The sequence below is a fragment of the Thalassobacter stenotrophicus genome, assembly GCF_001458315.1.
Taxonomy (GTDB): Bacteria; Pseudomonadota; Alphaproteobacteria; order Rhodobacterales; family Rhodobacteraceae; genus Thalassobacter; species Thalassobacter stenotrophicus.
This window is the reverse complement of record NZ_CYRX01000024.1, coordinates 21,020-35,764: the sequence shown is the minus strand read 5'-3', so window position 1 is coordinate 35,764 and position 14,745 is coordinate 21,020. Positions and strand designations below refer to the sequence as shown.

Here is a 14,745-nt window from a genome sequence, read left to right as displayed (position 1 = left end):
GATAATTTCTGCGTGAGCGAAACAAATAGAAAAATTCAAGTTATTGAATTTAATATTGCGTTGCGTCCATTGTATCCCGTAGTGTGCAACCTATAAGGGCAATGAATCGACCTAGGGAGGACGCATGAAAATTGCATTTCTGGCCGCAGCGGCCATCGCATTGACCGCTACCGGAGTAACGGCAGAGATCGTTAAGCCTCAGGATGTGGCCTACGTGGACGGTGCTGTTGCCACCTCACTGACGGGCACGCCGGGCAATGCCGAAAACGGGGCAGTCATCATGAACAAAGGTGCGGGCAACTGCATCGCATGTCATGAAGTCACCGCGCTGAACCACCTGCCGTTCCACGGCGAAATCGGCCCGATGCTGGATGGCGTCGCCGACCGCTGGAGCGAAGCAGAGCTGCGTGGGATCGTTGCCAACGCAAAGATCATGTTCGAGGGCAGCATGATGCCGTCGTTCTACAAAACCTCCGGGTTTACCCGCTTGGGCGATGCCTACACCGGCAAAGCACACCCCGAGGGCGAGGTTAAGCCTCTCCTGACCGCACAAGAGATCGAGGATGTCGTCGCTTACCTGATGACCCTCAAATACGATTAACTCTACAAGATGGAGCCAAACATGGAACTGACACGGCGTAAGCTGCTCGCAATCGGCGCCAGCACGTTCGCTATCGCGAGCATCACAGGCGCATCCGCCTACGCAAGCCTGACCGACGACGCGATTGCTGCGTTGACAGGCGGCGCGGAAGCTGGCGAAGGCGCGATCACAATCACCGCACCTGAAATCGCGGAAAACGGTAATACGGTGCCTGTCGCTGTTGACGCCCCCGGCGCAGTCGCGATCACGCTGTTTGCTGACGGCAACCCAACACCCGGCGTTGCGACCTTTAAGTTTGGTCCGCTCAGCGCCTCGCGCAGTGCTGCCACACGTATCCGCCTTGCCACGACGCAGAACGTTGTCGCCGTCGCCAAGATGGAAGACGGTTCGTTCCAGATGGCCAAGGCCAACGTCAAAGTGACCATCGGCGGCTGCGGCGGCTAACATTAGATTACAAGGAGATAACCAATGGCATCTGGTGTAAAACCCCGGGTCAAAGTTCCCAAAACAGCGGCAGCTGGCGAAACGATCACTATCAAGACGTTGATCAGTCACAAAATGGAAAGCGGCCAGCGTAAAGACAGCGATGGCAACCCCATCCCACGCTCGATCATCAACCGTTTCACGACCGAATTTAACGGCGAAAACGTGGTGGACGTGGCGCTTGAGCCTGCGATCTCAACCAATCCGTACTTCCAGTTTGATGCTGTCGTGCCTGAGGCCGGCGAATTCAAATTCACGTGGTACGACGATGACGGTTCGGTCTACGAGGAAACGAAGTCCATCAAGATCGGCTGAACGACCAACACCGCGTGAGGGAGGACTCAAGGTGAACAGACCCCAGACACTGACCCGTGCCATTGCCTTTGCTGCAGCCGCTTGTGTGGCCGCAGGGGCCAACGCAGAGCCGGACACCGACCAACTGGTCGTCAACGAAGAGATCGAAATGATCACCGAAGCTGCGGCTCCGGCGCATACTGAAAACCTCAGCACGGTGTACTCCGGCTGGCGTTTCCGCGCCGATGAGACGCAGGCGCTGCAAATGGACGACTTCGAAAACCCCGCGATGATTTTCGTCGAGGCGGCAGCCGAAGTGTGGAGCACGGCTGACGGCACCAAGGGTAATTCCTGCGCGTCGTGCCACGAGGATGTGGAATCGCTGCGCGGTGTGCGTGCGGTTTACCCCAAGTGGAATGAGGCCGCTGGTGAAGTGCGCACCCTGGAAATGCAGATCAACGACTGCCGTGAAAACCAGATGGGCGCCGATAAGTGGAAATACACAGGCGGGGACATGACCAACATGACCGCGCTTATTTCGTCCGTATCCCGTGGGATGCCCGTGAACGTCGCGATTGACGGTCCTGCGCAATCCATGTGGGAGCAGGGCAAAGAACTGTATTACACCCGCACCGGTCAGCTGGAGCTTTCGTGCGCCAACTGCCACGAAGACAGCTATGGCATGATGATCCGTGCCGACCACCTGAGCCAAGGTCAGATCAACGGTTTCCCAACGTACCGTCTGAAAAACACCAAGCTCAATTCCGTGCATGCACGTTTCAAGGGCTGTGTCCGTGACACACGCGCCGAAACGTTCAAGCCCGGTTCGGCTGATTTCGTCGCCCTTGAGTTGTATGTCGCTTCGCGCGGCAATGGCCTCAGCGTCGAGGGCCCTTCGGTCCGCAACTAACGAAACTAAGCAAAAGGCTCCGGTTCATCCCGGGGCCTTTTCTCGCCGCATAACATTCACTTATGCGCATATGTAATTTGGAGTGAGAGACACATGATTTCGCGGCGCGATTTTCTTCAGGTGGGTATGGCTGCCTCGGCTCTGGTCGGCGGTTCTGGTTTCGGGAACTGGGCACGACTGGCGGCACAGCAGCGGCTGACGCAGGACCAGCTTTTGCAGTTCGACACCTTTGGCAATGTCTCTTTGATCCACATCACCGACATCCACGCCCAGCTCAAGCCGATCTATTTCCGTGAACCCTCGGTGAATATCGGCGTGGGCGGCAACAAGGGCGCTGTGCCCCATGTCACGGGTGCCGATTTCCGCAAGCTTTACGGTATCGAGGACGGCAGCCCGAGCCACTACGCGCTTAGCTCCGGCGATTTCTCGGCCCTGGCTCAGGGCTACGGCAAGGTTGGCGGAATGGACCGTGTGGCCACCGTGGTTAACGCAATCCGTGCGGACCGCCCCGATGCGATCCTGCTGGATGGGGGTGATACGTGGCACGGCTCCTACACGTGTCACAAGACCCAAGGCCAAGACATGGTCAACGTCATGAACGCGTTGCAGCCTGATGCGATGACCTTCCACTGGGAATTCACGCTCGGCAGCGACCGTGTGACAGAACTGGTTGAGGGGCTGCCCTTTGCGGCTCTCGGTCAGAACATTTTCGACGCTGAGTGGGACGAACCCACCGACCTGTTCCCGCCCTACAAGATGTTTGAGCGTGGCGGCACCAAGATCGCGGTCATCGGGCAGGCGTTCCCCTATATGCCCATCGCGAACCCGCGTTGGATGTTCCCCGAATTCTCATTCGGTATTCGCGATGAAAACATGGCCTCAATGGTTGAAGAGGTCCGTGCCGCAGGCGCTGAATGTGTTGTCGTCCTGAGCCATAACGGCTTTGACGTGGATAAAAAGATGGCCAGCGTTGTGCCGGGCATTGACGTGATCCTGTCGGGTCACACCCACGATGCGCTGCCAGAGGCCGTCACAGTCGGCGACACGATTATCGTGGCCTCCGGCTCGAATGGTAAATTCGTCAGCCGCGTGGATCTTGATATTCGTGATGGCCGTATGATGGGGTACCGCACCAAGCTGATCCCGATCTTCTCGGACGTGATCACGCCCGATGCGGAAATGTCCTCCCTGATCGATGCGCAGCGCGCTCCTTATGCGGCTGAACTGTCCGAAGTGATCGGGCAGACCGACAGCCTGCTATACCGCCGCGGTAACTTTAACGGCACGTGGGATGATCTGATCTGTGACGCACTGCTGTCAGAGCGTGAGGCCGAGATCGCGCTCAGCCCCGGCGTCCGTTGGGGGCCATCGTTGATCCCGGGTCAGGACATCACCCGTGAGGATATCTTTAACGTCACCTCCATGAGCTATGGTGAAGCCTACCGTTCCGAGATGACAGGTGAGTTCCTCAAGGTCGTGCTCGAGGATGTCGCGGACAACATCTTTAACCCCGATCCTTTCTATCAACAGGGCGGCGACATGGTTCGTACTGGTGGCCTTGGTTACCGGATTGATGTGTCCAAGCCCCAAGGCGAGCGGATTTCAAACATGACCCTGCTCAGCACGAGTGAGCCGATTGACCCTGCGCGCGCCTACGTGGTCGCGGGTTGGGCCAGTGTGAACGAAGGCACCGAGGGCCCGCAGATTTGGGACGTGGTGGAAAACCACATCCGTAAAATTGGCACCGTCACGGTGTCAGAAAACAACAGCGTCGACGTTGTCGGCGTATAAGTAGACCGGAGAATTTGATCCATGAGTGATTTGTTCAAACCCTCCCGCCGCGCCTTCCTTCGGGGGGGCGCCGCCGTGGCCGCTGGTTCGGTTGCGGGTGCCGCAAATGCCGCGGGCCCCGATCCGCTGATCACAGAGCTTCAGGATTGGGAATCCTACCTTGGTGCGGGCGTTGACGAAACGCCCTACGGCCTGCCCATCCGCTTTGAGCAGGATGTGGTGCGCCGCAATGTGGAATGGCTGACGGCTTCGCCGATTTCGTCGATCAACTTTACGCCGATCCATGCGCTAGAAGGCACGATCACCCCGCAGGGCTGTGCGTTTGAACGTCACCACTCTGGTGCGATTGAGCTGGCCAAGGATGACTTCCGCCTGATGATCAACGGGCTTGTGGATAAGCCGCTGGTGTTTTCCTACGAGGACATCGAGCGCTTCCCACGTGAAAACCACGTGTATTTCTGCGAATGTGCGGCCAACACCGGCATGGAATGGGCGGGCGCTCAGCTGAACGGTGTGCAGTTCACTCATGGTATGATCCACAACATGGAATACACCGGTGTTCCGCTGCGGACCCTGCTGGCCGAGGCTGGTGCGGACATGTCGCTCGACAAATGGGTCTATGTGGAGGGCGCGGATGCGTCGTCCAACGGGCGCTCCATCCCGATGGAAAAAGCGCTGGATGACGTGTTGGTCGCATTCAAGGCCAACGGTGAGGCCCTGCGGATGGAGCACGGCTATCCCGTGCGCCTCGTCGTGCCTGGTTGGGAAGGCAATATGTGGGTCAAATGGATCCGCCGGATTGAGGTCGTGGATCGCGCAGTCGAAAGCCGCGAGGAAACCTCCAAGTACACTGACGTCTATGAGGACGGCACAGCACGCAAATGGACATGGGTGATGGACGCGAAATCCGTTATCACCTCGCCCAGCCCGCAAATGCCGATCAAACATGGCGCAGGACCTTTGGTTATCTCGGGGCTTGCATGGTCTGGCCACGGCCAGATCACCCGTGTGGATGTGTCTCGCAATGGCGGCATCACGTGGGAAACCGCGCGTTTGGGCAAACAGGGCGACACCAAGGCGCTGACCCGGTTCTACCTTGATGTCGACTGGGATGGTGCGCCGATGCTGTTGCAGGCTCGTGCCATGGACGAAACCGGCTACGTGCAACCAACCAAAGATCAGCTGCGTGAGCAGCGTGGCGAGAACGCCGTCTATCACAACAACTGTATCCAGACCTGGTACGTGAACGCAGAAGGGGTCGCCGAGAATGTCGAAGTCTCTTAGTCAAATTTTCTTGCCTGCAGCGGGGGGCACCGCGCTTGCGGCGGCGCTTGCGATTACGATTGCGAACCGCGACTACGGCAATGACAAGATCTCCTCGCTGGAGGGGCGCGTTGCTCAGGTTGAGGCCAACGCCTCTGCGGCAACGCAAAAAGCCCGGGCCGAGGCGCAACGCGCCGCCGAACTCCAGGCTGAGTTTGAGGCCGTTCAGGCGGCCGCTGCGGCCACGGCTGCAATGGGCGTTGATCTGACCGCTCCGGCCCCTGTGGCCGACGGCGGGTACGGTTTGGGCCGCGCGGCGCACCCCGAAGAAATCGCCGCCTGGGATGTTGATGTCCTGCCCGATGGTCGCGGTTTGCCCGAAGGGCGTGGTGACGCGTATTGGGGCGAAGAAGTGTTCGCCGAAAAATGCGCATCCTGCCACGGGGATTTCGCAGAAGGTGCCGACAACTGGCCCGTTCTTGCGGGTGGTTTTGACACGTTAGACGATGAGGATCCGGTAAAGACTGTGGGGTCTTACTGGCCGCATCTGTCGACCGCGTGGGATTATATCCACCGCTCCATGCCGTTCGGCGAAGCAGGCACGCTCACGGCCGATGAGACCTATGCGATTGTCGCCTACATCCTCTATTCGAACGATCTGGTGGATGATGATTTTGAACTTTCGCACGAAAACTTTGCTGAGTTTGAGATGCACAACAAAGACGGTTTCGTGGTCGATGATCGGGCTGAGCTGGAGTATAGCCAGTGGCGGACAGAACCTTGCATGGACAACTGCAAGCCTGAGACCGAAGTGACTATGCGCTCGGTATTTTTGGTCGATACCCCGGCGGAGGGTGGCACGGAATCGATGATGAACCCAGCCACGATCGAAGGCTTGCCCTCGTTCTCGGCCAGCGGTGCTGCGTTTATCCCCCAAGCCGCCGCAAAGCCGGTTGAGGTTGCTGCCGCAGAACCTGCCGCTGCACCCGCAGATGCAGGGTCTGAGTTGGTCGCCGCAGGCGCGCGTGTTTATCGGAAGTGTAAGTCCTGCCACCAAATCGGCGATGGTGCCAAAAACCGCACCGGCCCGCATTTGAACGGCCTGTTTGGGCGTGAGATGGGATCGGTCGATGGCTTCGGCTATTCGCGCGTGTTCCAGTCGGCGCAGGAAGAGGGTCGCGTTTGGGATGAGGCCGAATTGGCTGCTTTCCTTGCTCAACCCAAGGCTTACATGAACGGCACCAAGATGGCGTTCTCTGGCTTGAAAAAGGCCGAAGATCTGGATGCAGTCATCGCCTACATCAAGTCCTATGAGAACTGATTGATGTTTCGGGGTTTCCTTTTCTCCCTGTCGGTCGCTGCGGTGATGTCACCCATCACTGTGGCGGCCGACCCCATTGGGGATGCCGCCGCCGGTGAGAAAATCTACAACCAGTGCAAGCGCTGCCATCAGGTGGGGCAGGGGGCCGAGCATCGCATCGGCCCGCACTTGAACGGCATCTTCGGACGCCCCGCGGCAGGATACGAGGATTTCCGCTACTCTAAGGCCCTGACCCGTGCCGGGACCAGCGGGCTTGAGTGGCATGCCGATACGCTTGATGTGTTCCTTGAGAACCCACGCGCCTTGGCCAGCGGCACACGGATGAGCTTTCGTGGCCTCAAGGACCCACAAGACCGCGCGAACGTGATCGCGTTCTTGCGTATTTATTCTGACGATCCGGCCAACATTCCCGAGGCCGATCCCACCGCCACAGTACCTGACCATGACCTTGATCCCGCGATCCTCGCGTTGGTGGGGGATGCGGAATATGGTGAATACCTGAGCGGTGAATGTACCACGTGCCATCAGGCAACGGGAGGGGATGACGGGATCCCCTCAATCGTGTTGTGGCGGGAGGAGGACTTTGTGCTCGCCATGCACGCCTACAAGAACAAGCAGCGCGCTCATCCTGTCATGCAAATGGTGGCCGGGCGTCTTGGTGATGAGGAGATCGCCGCACTGGCTGCTTACTTCGCAAATATCGAAGAATAGACAGGGAAGGGAGACACCATGTCGATCAACAGAAGAACTTTCATCACGACCTCCGCGGTCGCAGCTGCGACGCTTGCGGCCCCAATGGTGCGGGCTGCCGGCACGCCGAACGTCGTTGTCGTGGGCGGCGGCGCGGGCGGTGCAACCGCTGCGCGCTACATCGCAAAAGACAGCAAAGGCGCCATCAACGTCACGTTGATTGAGCCGACGCGCCGGTACTACACATGCTTCTTCTCGAACCTCTATTTGGGCGGGTTCAAGGAGATGGAAGAGCTGGGTCATGGCTATGGTGGCATGGCCGCTGGTGGCGTGAATGTGGTGCACGACTGGGCCGTCGGTGTGGACCGTGATGCCAAGACCGTATCGCTCGCGGGTGGTGGTTCGCTGCCATACGACAAGCTGATCCTGTCGCCAGGTATCGATTTTGTGGACGGCGCTGTCGAAGGTTGGGACCTGAGCGCACAAAACGCGATGCCCCATGCCTACAAGGCCGGTTCGCAGTCTGAACTGCTGCGCGCGCAACTCGAAAGCATGCCCCAAGGCGGAACTTTCGCAATGGTCGCCCCGCCGAACCCCTACCGCTGCCCCCCCGGGCCGTATGAGCGGGTGTCGATGGTCGCGCACTTCCTCAAGCAGAACAATCCAACAGCCAAAATCATCGTGGCTGACCCCAAAGCCAAGTTCTCAAAAATGGCGCTGTTCCAAGAGGGTTGGGCCAACCACTACTCGGGTATGGTCGACTGGATCGGCGATGACTTCGGTGGTGGCAATGTCTCGGTCGATCCCGGCGCGATGACGCTGACCATCGACGGCGAAGTGACCAATGTGGATGTCTGTAATGTGATCCCAGCCATGAAGGCAGGCCGCATTGCGGATATGGCAGGCGTGACCGAAGGCAACTGGGCCCCGGTCAATGCAGCGGACATGTCCACCAAGGCGGACGCGGACATCTACGTGTTGGGCGATGCCTCCAGCCAAGGTGACATGCCGAAATCGGGCTTCTCCGCGAACTCTCAGGCGAAGGTCTGTGCGAATGCCGTCCGCGGCGCGCTGACGGGCAGCCGTGTGTTCCCGGCCAAGTTCTCAAACACCTGCTGGTCGCTGATCGCGACGGGCGATGGTGTGAAAGTGGGCGCCACATATGAGGCCACGCCAGAGAAAATCGCCAAGGTCGATGGGTTCATCTCACAGACCGGCGAAAGCGCGGATGTGCGTCAGGCGACCTACCTCGAATCCGAGGGTTGGTACACCGGCATCACCACCGACATGATGGGCTAGTCCCAATTTAAAACAAATGCGTCCCGGAATTGATTTCGCGCAAAGTCCGGGGCGCATAGACTTGTAAGACTTTGGCAACCGGAAGGAGATAGACTGATGAAACATTCAATTCTGGCTGCCACATTCGGCGCCATGCTCTGCACCCCTGCTGTCGCGAACGAAGCATTTACCTATGCATTCGATGGCAGTTTTGATGACGCCACGTTTGCTGTGGAAAGTGCGATTGTCGGCCAAGGGCTGGTGATCGATTACGTGAGCCATGTGGGCGAAATGCTGAACCGCACCGGCGCGGACGTGGGCAGCGATACGATGATTTTCTCGCAAGCGGACATCTTTTTGTTCTGCTCGGCAGTTGTCTCGCGCCAAGTGATGGAGGCCGACCCGATGAACATCACCTATTGTCCCTACGGGATATTCGTCATGGAAACGGACGATGGTGTCACCGTCGGTCATAAGGATTATCCAGAAGGCTCGATGCAGGCCGTCGAAGACCTGATGCAACAAATCGTGGCGGAGGCCGTGGGCAACTGATGAAATACCAAGACTACTTCCGCAGCCGCCTCGATACTTTGCGTGATGAGGGCAATTACCGAGAATTTGCGGAATTAGAGCGTCATCGCGGCGCTTACCCACGGGCGAAATGCCACTCGGGCGAGGGTGACGTGACGATTTGGTGTTCAAACGACTACCTCGGCATGGGGCAGCATCCCGATGTGTTGGCCGCCATGCACGAGGCGCTGGACCGCACCGGCGCAGGTGCTGGCGGCACACGGAATATTTCGGGCACGACCCATGATCACGTCCTACTAGAGGCCGAGTTGGCAGATTTGCATGGCAAAGAGGCGGCGCTCCTGTTCACCAGTGGCTATGTGTCCAACTGGGCCGCATTGGGGACGCTGGCGTCCGAAATCCCGGACTGTGTCGTTCTGTCGGATGCGTTGAACCATGCCTCTATGATCGAAGGTATCCGCCATTCGCGCGCGCAAAAGGTCATCTGGAAACATAACGACCTAGAGGACCTTGAGGCGAAATTGGCGGCCCTTCCGCTCGAACAGCCCAAATTGATCGCGTTTGAGAGCGTGTATTCAATGGATGGCGACGTCGCCCCGATTGAGGCGATTTGTGATCTCGCGGATCGGTACGGTGCCATGACCTACCTCGATGAGGTCCATGCCGTGGGCCTGTATGGTCCGCGCGGCGGAGGTTTGGCAGAGCAGCTGGGCCTGATGGACCGGTTGACGGTGATTGAGGGCACTTTGGGCAAGGCGTTTGGCGTGGTTGGCGGCTACATCGCCGCCTCGGCTGAGCTGTGTGATTTTGTGCGCTCCTTTGCGAGTGGGTTTATCTTTACGACCGCGTTGCCGCCTGCGGTGGCTGCGGGTGCTGCGGCATCGGTCCGGCACCTTAAGGCCAGCTGCGAGGAGCGTACCGTGCACCAAGCGCGTGTGGCCGAAGTACGGGCGCAGTTGGATGCCATCGGCCTGCCGCACATCGAAAATCCCAGCCACATCATCCCAGTGATGGTCGGGGATCCGGTGAAGTGTAAGTTCATCTCTGACACGCTTCTGCGGGATCATGGCATCTACATTCAGCCGATCAACTACCCAACGGTTCCCAAGGGCACCGAACGGCTGCGGATCACGCCATCGCCGGTTCATACCGCGCAGGATGTCGCGAAATTGGTCACCGCACTTGAGGCGCTTTGGACCCAGTGCCAACTGGCGCGGCAGCCGATCGCGGCACAGTAGTTGGACTAGATCAGCTTCGGGTCACCCATTGCGCCCAGCAGGACATGGGTGGTCATCGCGCCGATCCACATGCAAAACACGGCGACCCAAGCTGTCATGGCAAAGATCGCGCCCCCGGACATTCCTGCACCAACGGCGCAGCCCCCCGCCAACATACTGCCAAACCCCATCAGAATGCCGCCAAACAGATAGCGTTCCATGGGCACGTTCGGCTCAAACCGCTGGATGCGGGCCTCGCCCATAAAAATAGCCGCGATCATCGCACCGAAAAATACCCCCGGCACGAGCCCCATGCCAAAGCTCGCCGGCATGCTGGGCGCCGTGACAAGGGTCATCAGCGTGTCGGTGGACGGGCCGGTAAAGGTCACGGATTGCACCGCAACCAACTCAAAGGATGCGTTGGCGATGGCGTAGCTGCCTTGCCAGCCTGCATATACCGCAAGGCCCACAATCATAGCGCCCACAAGGTCTGCCCTTGGTGCACCACGGCGCGGCCCAATGACCAACACGGCAACAAGGCACGTGGTGCATAGTGCAATGGCTACAGGCAAAAGTGGGCTATCTGGCGCGAAAAGCGCGCGGGCGGTACCGCCGTTAACGACCCAAAGCCCGGCGATTTGTTCGCGCGCGGGTGAAAGAAATCCACTCAGGGAAGCTTGGGCCGTCAACGTCAGCACCAGCCCCGTGATGATGGCCCGCAGGTTGCCGGAGGCCGACAACACCAACAAACGGCTGGCGCAGCCTCGCGCGAGGATCATCCCAACCCCAAACATCAGCCCGCCGATAATTGCGCCTGACATGGAGCCTACGCTGGCCAGTTGGCGCGCGTTTGAGACATCTAGCGCGCCGATCCAAACGGCGCTTTGGACGCTGACGACCGCAGTGGTAAAGGCCGCGAGCCAGATCATCAGTTTTGCTCCGACGCGCCCCTCGGCCAATTCGGCAGTAGCCGCCCGCAGGCAAAATCGGGACCGATAGGCCGCCAGCCCAAAGACCGCCCCGACCACAAGGCCAAGCACCAACATCAAAGTCGGCTCTCCGAAGGTGTCGATTAAGGTTTCCATGCGGCGCCCTTTTGATCCTTCCGTTGGCCTATCGCCTCTGTGCGCGCAGATCGTTGACCTAGGTCAAACGCGGTTCAGGCGGGGGCGGGGCCTATTCGAACTCCATCTGCTCATACACAAAGCCCGCGTTTTTCGTGGCCAGTTCCTCGAATGTGTCGAGGTTGCGATAAGCGCTTTGATCCACGTAGTAAGCACCGGCCAAATCGCCGCCGTCCTCTAGGTGTGCGCCCACGACCGCGCGCAGGTGGACAAGGTAGTTACGGGTGTAGCGGCGGACTTGGTCCATGTTGGTTGGGTGGCCGTGGCCGGGGATCACATAAGTCGCGCCCAAGGGCTCAAAATACGTGTCCCAGGTTTCGATCCAATCGTAGACAATCGTGTCCTCAAAGATCGGCAGCATCCGTTCATGGAACGCCATGTCCCCCGCAATCACGAGGCTTTGGTTCGGCAACCAAACCTGTGTATCACCGGGGCTGTGGGCGGGGCCAAGGTGCAGGACTTCGATGCGAAAATCGCCCATTTCAACGATGTATTTGTCTTCGAAGGTGAGGGTCGGAGGGGCGACAAATGTGCCCTCGGCCTTGTCACGGTTGTACCGCTTCATACCCTCTAGAATGCGGTGACCGTTTTCCGCGATTTCATGGGCGGCATCAACGTGGGCAAGGATCGGAACGCCCTGTTCAGCCCAATACGAATTGCCCAACATCGCGTGGCCTTGAGCGTTCTCATCAATGACCAATTTGACCGGTTGGTCGGTGATGACCTTGATTTCTTCATGCAGGGCCTTGGCCAAAACATAGGCCGCGCCACCGTTCACGACGACAACCCCGTCGCCAGTAACGACAAAGCTGAGGTTGTTGTTGTGGCCGCTGTTTTCATACGTCGGCGGCGCCGTTGCGCCGATGGCCGACCAGACGTGCGGGATCACCTCAACTGGTTTGGAGTAAAGGGCCGAGCCGGGGTATTGATCAGCGATGTCTTCGCTGGCCCAAACGGGGGATGCGAGGCAGAGGGCCGCGATCAGGATACGCAGGCTCATGCGGACACAAAGCGGTAGGCGCTTCCCTCTTTTTCGGCGCGGCCCATACCGCCGTCTGGCAGGTGAAAGCCAACCAAAGCCATCTGCTCTTGGCTCAGGCGGTCAAGCAGCATTTGGCGCGTGGCCGCAGCCGTGATGCCATCCTGATCAGAGCCGCTTTCCCAGCCGGGTTTGGCAAAAGCCACGTGGTGGTTGCCGATTGCGTCCCCCACAATCAGTGCAGCCTCTGTGCCCTGCCGGACCTCAAAGGCCATGTGACCGGGGGTGTGGCCGGGGGTTGAGAGCGCTGCGATACCGGGCAAAACTTCGTCGTCGTCGTCAAACAGCATGACGGCTTCCTCAATCGCTTCCATCCGTCGCTTAGCACCGACGGCAAAGGCCGCACGCGCATCGCCGATGGTGTTCACGGTTTCCGGGTTCCACCAATAATCCCACTCCGCACGGCCCATCATGTAGCTAGCCTCATAGAAAAGCGGCTCATCAAAGTCGTCCAGCAGGCCCCAGATGTGATCGGGGTGCGCGTGGGTGAACAACACATGTGTGATGTCTTCGGGGGCGAGGCCGATGGCATCAAGGCTGTCGACGATTGTGCCCGCAGTGGGCATAAAGTCGGGGCCGGAGCCTACGTCGAATAGCACCGTGTTCGTCCCATCGCGATAAAGCGCGAGGTTACATTCCGGCGTCAGTCGTTCGCTGTCTTGGCCGTATTGCGCCAAGATCGGGGCCAATTCATCCTTGGGCATCGGGTCAAAGATAAAGCTGCCCGGCAGCATCAGGGAGCCATCACTGACCGTGGTCAATGTGGCGGACCCAAGTGCCATGTTCGCGGTGGCCAAGCGGGGCATCGCGCCCAGAACGGGCAGGGCGGCGGCGCCTTGCAAAAATGTGCGGCGTGAGAGTGTCACGATCTTCCTCCGATAAATTCTTGAATGTGAATATGAATGTATTTTAGGATCAAAGCAAGAAAATGCGGAACTTCGCGCGCCAACACGCTAATGTGACAAGCGGTTAAGTGACAGCGGGCCTGTTGGTGTGGGACCAGTAGGGCAACTGACGTCTCCGACGCCCTAAACCCCAAGGAAACAAGCCCGGCCATGGAATTTGTCTTTGCCTATTTCGCGGGTCTTTTGACGCTGATTAACCCCTGCGTGCTGCCGGTTTTGCCAATTGTTTTGGTTAGTGCGTTGAATGCGCACCGCGCGGGGCCACTGGCGTTGGCCGCGGGGATGAGCGTGTCGTTTGTCGTATTCGGCGTGTTGGTCACGGCCTTTGGGGCAAGTATCGGGCTGACCCAAGACCGACTGGCCCAAATAGGCGCGGTTATGATGATGGCCTTTGGTCTGATCCTTGTGGTGCCAATGTTCGCCCAACGGTTTGAGATGGCGACAGCGGGTGTCGCGGCGGGGGCGGATACGCGCATGAATACCCTGAATGCGAGGTCACTGCGGGGTCAATTCGCGGGTGGTTTGTTGCTGGGTACGGTATGGTCGCCGTGTATTGGACCGACGCTTGGGGGTGCGATTGCGCTGGCGTCTCAGGGCGAAAACCTTGGTTATGTCACCCTGATCATGACGGCCTTTGCCATGGGGGTTTCGACCCTTATTCTTGGGTTGGGTTTTGGCGCACAAGAAGCCATTCGCCCTCGTGCACAGGCGCTGCGTGGATTGGCTGAGCGCTCCAAGCCGATAATCGGAGCCACGTTTCTCGCCATCGGGGCACTATTGTTTTTTGAGGTTCATCACCTGATCGAGGGGTGGCTTTTAAATGTAATGCCGATCTGGCTCCAAGATCTTTCTGTTTCCATTTAGTAAAAGGATACCGCTATGCACCGTCGTCTTTTTCTGGCTGCCAGCCTATCGCTGGCTTTGATCCCAATGAACGCGCAGGCCGCAAATTTTGTCGACTACACACCTGGTGTGATCGAGGCGGCCTTGGCCGAAGGCAAAACCGTTTTCGTGGATTATTCGGCCACGTGGTGCGGCACCTGCAAGCGGCAGGAACGTGTGATCAATGCCCTGCGCGCGGCCGATCCCAGCTATGATGCAGCAATGACGTTTGTGAAGGTGGATTGGGACACCTATAAGGCCGATGACGTGACCGTGTTTCGCGGTATTCCGCGGCGCTCAACGCTGATTGTTCTGCGCGGTGAGGATGAACTGGGCCGTGTGGTCGCGGGCACGTCAGAGGCTCAGATCAAGGCGTTGATGGATGCCGGGCTATCTGCGCCACAAGGGTAAACGCA

The 14,745-nt window shown here is 58.8% G+C and carries 16 protein-coding genes; 13 read left to right on the top strand and 3 right to left on the bottom strand.

What is annotated here, in order from left to right:
• Window positions 1–124 precede the first annotated feature (124 nt).
• The 11 genes from soxX to hemA all read left to right on the top strand — a co-directional run bounded on the left by soxX (window position 125) and on the right by hemA (window position 10,400).
• Window positions 125–601, top strand: a complete 477-nt coding sequence (gene soxX, locus THS5294_RS06695; protein WP_038008171.1) for a sulfur oxidation c-type cytochrome SoxX — start codon at window positions 125–127, stop codon at window positions 599–601.
• Window positions 602–622: 21 nt separating this feature from the next.
• A complete protein-coding gene (soxY, locus tag THS5294_RS06690) occupies window positions 623–1,045 on the top strand; it encodes a thiosulfate oxidation carrier protein SoxY (RefSeq protein WP_038008172.1) in 423 nt (140 codons plus the stop codon).
• A gap of 24 nt (window positions 1,046–1,069) precedes the next feature.
• A complete protein-coding gene (soxZ, locus tag THS5294_RS06685) occupies window positions 1,070–1,399 on the top strand; it encodes a thiosulfate oxidation carrier complex protein SoxZ (protein WP_038008173.1) in 330 nt (109 codons plus the stop codon).
• A gap of 49 nt (window positions 1,400–1,448) precedes the next feature.
• Window positions 1,449–2,288, top strand: coding sequence for a sulfur oxidation c-type cytochrome SoxA (soxA, locus tag THS5294_RS06680; protein WP_058123190.1), 840 nt, complete (start codon window positions 1,449–1,451; stop codon window positions 2,286–2,288).
• Window positions 2,289–2,381: 93 nt separating this feature from the next.
• Window positions 2,382–4,079, top strand: a complete 1,698-nt coding sequence (gene soxB, locus THS5294_RS06675; RefSeq protein WP_058123132.1) for a thiosulfohydrolase SoxB — start codon at window positions 2,382–2,384, stop codon at window positions 4,077–4,079.
• Between the two features lie 21 nt (window positions 4,080–4,100).
• A complete protein-coding gene (gene soxC, locus THS5294_RS06670) occupies window positions 4,101–5,363 on the top strand; it encodes a sulfite dehydrogenase (protein WP_038008175.1) in 1,263 nt (420 codons plus the stop codon).
• Window positions 5,347–6,663, top strand: coding sequence for a c-type cytochrome (locus THS5294_RS06665; RefSeq protein WP_072936777.1), 1,317 nt, complete (start codon window positions 5,347–5,349; stop codon window positions 6,661–6,663). Before soxC ends, THS5294_RS06665 begins: the two co-directional genes overlap by 17 nt.
• A gap of 3 nt (window positions 6,664–6,666) precedes the next feature.
• Window positions 6,667–7,374 carry a c-type cytochrome gene (locus THS5294_RS06660; protein ID WP_058123131.1) on the top strand — a complete coding sequence of 236 codons (708 nt, stop codon included), beginning with the start codon at window positions 6,667–6,669 and terminating at the stop codon, window positions 7,372–7,374.
• Window positions 7,375–7,392: 18 nt separating this feature from the next.
• Window positions 7,393–8,652: an NAD(P)/FAD-dependent oxidoreductase gene (locus THS5294_RS06655; protein ID WP_058123130.1), complete on the top strand. Its 1,260-nt coding sequence runs from the start codon at window positions 7,393–7,395 to the stop codon at window positions 8,650–8,652.
• Between the two features lie 96 nt (window positions 8,653–8,748).
• On the top strand, window positions 8,749–9,183 hold the full coding sequence (locus tag THS5294_RS06650; protein WP_058123129.1) for a DUF302 domain-containing protein: 435 nt from the start codon (window positions 8,749–8,751) through the stop codon (window positions 9,181–9,183).
• Window positions 9,183–10,400, top strand: a complete 1,218-nt coding sequence (gene hemA, locus THS5294_RS06645; RefSeq protein ID WP_058123128.1) for a 5-aminolevulinate synthase — start codon at window positions 9,183–9,185, stop codon at window positions 10,398–10,400. Before THS5294_RS06650 ends, hemA begins: the two co-directional genes overlap by 1 nt.
• Window positions 10,401–10,405: 5 nt before the next feature.
• Here the strand turns inward: hemA and THS5294_RS06640 are convergent, their stop codons facing one another.
• From THS5294_RS06640 to THS5294_RS06630, 3 genes are all read right to left on the bottom strand, one after another.
• A complete protein-coding gene (locus tag THS5294_RS06640; RefSeq protein ID WP_058123127.1) occupies window positions 10,406–11,464 on the bottom strand; it encodes a YeeE/YedE family protein in 1,059 nt (352 codons plus the stop codon).
• A 91-nt stretch (window positions 11,465–11,555) separates the two neighbouring features.
• On the bottom strand, window positions 11,556–12,503 hold the full coding sequence (locus tag THS5294_RS06635; RefSeq protein WP_058123126.1) for an MBL fold metallo-hydrolase: 948 nt from the start codon (window positions 12,501–12,503) through the stop codon (window positions 11,556–11,558).
• A complete protein-coding gene (locus THS5294_RS06630; RefSeq protein WP_370736574.1) occupies window positions 12,500–13,408 on the bottom strand; it encodes an MBL fold metallo-hydrolase in 909 nt (302 codons plus the stop codon). Before THS5294_RS06630 ends, THS5294_RS06635 begins: the two co-directional genes overlap by 4 nt.
• A gap of 189 nt (window positions 13,409–13,597) precedes the next feature.
• On the opposite strand from THS5294_RS06630, the gene THS5294_RS06620 reads away from it, so the two are divergent.
• Together THS5294_RS06620 and THS5294_RS06615 are read left to right on the top strand one after the other, a co-directional pair.
• The gene (locus THS5294_RS06620; protein ID WP_058123124.1) at window positions 13,598–14,311 is read left to right on the top strand and encodes a cytochrome c biogenesis CcdA family protein; all 714 of its coding nucleotides are present in this window, start codon (window positions 13,598–13,600) and stop codon (window positions 14,309–14,311) included.
• 15 nt (window positions 14,312–14,326) lie between these two features.
• Entirely contained in the window at window positions 14,327–14,740 is a 414-nt protein-coding gene (locus THS5294_RS06615) for a thioredoxin family protein (RefSeq protein WP_058123123.1), read from the top strand.
• Window positions 14,741–14,745: the final 5 nt, after the last annotated feature.

Excerpts from the sequence above, each read along its gene's own strand:
- soxB (WP_058123132.1), top strand. The coding sequence starts at position 2,382 with ATGATTTCGCGGCGCGATTTTCTTCAGGTGGGTATGGCTGCCTCGGCT.
- soxZ (WP_038008173.1), top strand. The coding sequence starts at position 1,070 with ATGGCATCTGGTGTAAAACCCCGGGTCAAAGTTCCCAAAACAGCGGCA.
- THS5294_RS06660 (WP_058123131.1), top strand. The coding sequence starts at position 6,667 with ATGTTTCGGGGTTTCCTTTTCTCCCTGTCGGTCGCTGCGGTGATGTCA.
- soxX (WP_038008171.1), top strand. The coding sequence starts at position 125 with ATGAAAATTGCATTTCTGGCCGCAGCGGCCATCGCATTGACCGCTACC.
- THS5294_RS06635 (WP_058123126.1), bottom strand. The coding sequence starts at position 12,503 with ATGAGCCTGCGTATCCTGATCGCGGCCCTCTGCCTCGCATCCCCCGTT.
- hemA (WP_058123128.1), top strand. The coding sequence starts at position 9,183 with ATGAAATACCAAGACTACTTCCGCAGCCGCCTCGATACTTTGCGTGAT.
- soxC (WP_038008175.1), top strand. The coding sequence starts at position 4,101 with ATGAGTGATTTGTTCAAACCCTCCCGCCGCGCCTTCCTTCGGGGGGGC.
- THS5294_RS06615 (WP_058123123.1), top strand. The coding sequence starts at position 14,327 with ATGCACCGTCGTCTTTTTCTGGCTGCCAGCCTATCGCTGGCTTTGATC.
- THS5294_RS06640 (WP_058123127.1), bottom strand. The coding sequence starts at position 11,464 with ATGGAAACCTTAATCGACACCTTCGGAGAGCCGACTTTGATGTTGGTG.
- THS5294_RS06655 (WP_058123130.1), top strand. The coding sequence starts at position 7,393 with ATGTCGATCAACAGAAGAACTTTCATCACGACCTCCGCGGTCGCAGCT.
- THS5294_RS06665 (WP_072936777.1), top strand. The coding sequence starts at position 5,347 with ATGTCGAAGTCTCTTAGTCAAATTTTCTTGCCTGCAGCGGGGGGCACC.
- soxY (WP_038008172.1), top strand. The coding sequence starts at position 623 with ATGGAACTGACACGGCGTAAGCTGCTCGCAATCGGCGCCAGCACGTTC.
- THS5294_RS06650 (WP_058123129.1), top strand. The coding sequence starts at position 8,749 with ATGAAACATTCAATTCTGGCTGCCACATTCGGCGCCATGCTCTGCACC.
- THS5294_RS06620 (WP_058123124.1), top strand. The coding sequence starts at position 13,598 with ATGGAATTTGTCTTTGCCTATTTCGCGGGTCTTTTGACGCTGATTAAC.